Below are 2,382 nucleotides of genomic sequence, written 5' to 3'. Positions count from 1 at the left end.
CAGCACCCGCTCCAGCCGCCGCCGATCGGTCTCCACCCGGACATCCCGCAGGATCCGCACCTCGGTGGCGGTGCCCGAGGCCCGCACCACCCGCTCCGCCAGCGCGCCGAGCGCCTCCGTGTCGACCGCCGGTTTCTCCCGCCCGGTGTCCAGCCGGGAGATCTCCAGCAGGTCCTCGGTGAGCGTGCGCAGCGCCGCCACCCGGTCCCGTACCAGCTCCGTCGGCCGCCCGGGAGGCAGCAGCTCGGCCGCCGCGTGCAGCCCGGTCAGCGGTGTGCGCAGCTCGTGCGCGACGTCCGCGGTGAACCGCTGCTCGCTCAGCAGCTTGCTCTGGAGCGAGGAGGCCATCGAGTCCAGCGCGGCGGCCACCGCCGCGACCTCGTCCTGCGGCCGGGTCGGATCCTTCGCCCGGGGGTCGTCGACCCGGGCGTCCAGATCGCCGGCGCTGATCCGCCGGGCCACCCGCGCGGTGCCGTGCAGCCGCCGCGTCACCCGGGTCACCGCGAACACCCCGACCAACACGGTCGCGCCGATCGCCAGCCCCGACGACCACACGATCGACCGGTCGAGGCCGTCGATGGTGCGGGCCTGCTGGGAGTAGTCGACCTCCACGGCCAGCGCCCGGTGACCGGCCACCGGCCCCGCCGCCCACATGGCCGGCCGCCCCCGGTGGGTGGCGACCATCGTGCCGCGCTCCCCGGCCACCGCCAGCCTCCGCAGCGGCGCGGGCAGCCCTTCCGGGTCCACCCCGGCGCCCGGCAGCAGCCTGTCCCCGGCCTCGTACGCCTCGGTGGCGTCCGCGAGCCGGGACAGCGCCAGGTCGCGGGCCTGGCCGACGGTCTGGTTGGTCACCGAGACGTGGACGAGCACGCCGAGCAGCGCGGCCAGCGCGCAGCACATCACCGTGATGAACGCGGCGGCCTTGACGGCGAGGGCCCCGGCCCAGTGGGGCAGCGTGAGCCTCATCGCGGGCTCTCGGCGGCCGACGGGGACGGGCTCCGCGCGGGGGACGGGGTCTTGCCGTGCCGGCCGTCGCCGACGTGCAGGTACTCGTCGCGGGAGAACACCATCGCGCGCTGGCCCGGGTCCCACACCCAGGTGGTGCGGTACTCGTAGCCGGAGATGTCGGCCGGCGAGCGCTCGATCAGGGCCCGGCCGGCCAGCTCCACCCCGATGAGCGCGTCGTTGTCGGCCAGCACCTGCACCAGGGTGTGCCGCTCGACGGTGTAGACCCGTACCGCCGTCTGGTTGCCCGGGTACAGCCGGAAGCCGAGCGTCAGATCCGCCCGGCCGTCCCCGGTGAGGTCCCGGTAGTACGGCTTCAGCAGCGGGCACCGGCCCCCGTAGGCGCCCGGCCGGCACCGCTTCATCCGGTCCGCGGTCGCGTGGTACGCCCCCTTCGACCCGTAGTCGTCGGGGCGCGCCCGCAACTCCGCCTCGACGACCTCCACCGGATCCACCTTCCGGATGTCGTCGCCGGGGACCGTGACGCCCTTGACGGTCTCCCGCTTCGCCGGGTCGTACGGGTAGGCCGGGCTGGACGCCGGCCGCAGATCGGGCCAGAGCCTGGTGGGGCTGACCGCGGTCGGGGTCGGTCCCGCGCCCTGCAACGCGCCGGTGTCCCCGCAGGCCGCCGCCGTCGCCGACAGCAGGGCGACGGCGGTCACGGCGAGGGCGGTGCGCGCGGGACGACGGGCTGGCATCTTTACATTCTGACGGAAGTGCGCTTTGTACTGCTTCGTGTGCGGTGCGCGACGCCTGTGGCGACACGAGAGCGGCGCCGAGTGGCCGGCGTGGCCGGAGCGGCTGGAGTGGCCGCACTGGCCGCTGGTGCGGGGGCAAGTGGCGAGAGCGTCGAGTGCCGGGAGGGGCGCGGGTGGGGCGCGGGTGGCCGAGAGGCAGACCGGCCGGGCGGGCGGCCGGCGCGGAGCCAGGGGCGGGCCTACTCGGCCAGCTCCTCCAGCAGCCGTACGGTCGCCAGACCCGCCCGCAGGTACTCCACGAACAGCTCGTTGTGCAGCGCCCACGCCGAGCGCCGGGCCCGGATCAGCTGGACCGCCTGATCGGCCGTGTCACCCCGCTGGACCAGGGCGTGCGCGATGACCAGACCCGAGCGGTTGTACCCGTGGTAGCAGCGCACCAGCACCCGGCGGCCCGCGTCCAGCGCCTCGTTCACCGCCCGCGCCAGCCGGATCACCCCGGCGAGCTGCGTCCCGTCGAGTGGCCCGTCCGGTATCGGCCACACATGGTGCTCCACCTCCGGACCGGGCCCGTACCCCGGCAGCCGCAGCAGGGACTGCACCAGGTCGAACTCGTCCCGTACGACGGCGAACTCCAGCCCTCCGGAACGGCCCCGGAACTGGTGCCCGCCCATCCACAGGC

General features: G+C 75.3%; 3 protein-coding genes. All 3 read right to left on the bottom strand.

The features are described from left to right. Positions 1-966, bottom strand: a 966-nt coding sequence (locus tag CCN44_RS18690) for a sensor histidine kinase (protein ID WP_086698324.1), incomplete at its 3' end; no start/stop codon positions are given. After that, positions 963-1,703: a hypothetical protein gene (locus CCN44_RS18685; protein WP_059252588.1), complete on the bottom strand. Its 741-nt coding sequence runs from the start codon at positions 1,701-1,703 to the stop codon at positions 963-965. The genes CCN44_RS18690 and CCN44_RS18685, both read right to left, overlap by 4 nt. Positions 1,704-1,942: 239 nt before the next feature. After that, the gene (locus tag CCN44_RS18680) at positions 1,943-2,380 is read right to left on the bottom strand and encodes a protein-tyrosine phosphatase family protein (RefSeq protein ID WP_244203936.1); all 438 of its coding nucleotides are present in this window, start codon (positions 2,378-2,380) and stop codon (positions 1,943-1,945) included. Positions 2,381-2,382 lie beyond the last annotated feature (2 nt).

Origin of the sequence: Streptomyces tricolor (assembly GCF_002155905.1) — a bacterium.
GTDB lineage: Bacteria > Actinomycetota > Actinomycetes > Streptomycetales > Streptomycetaceae > Streptomyces > Streptomyces tricolor.
This window is presented reverse-complemented; position numbering and strand designations above follow the sequence as displayed.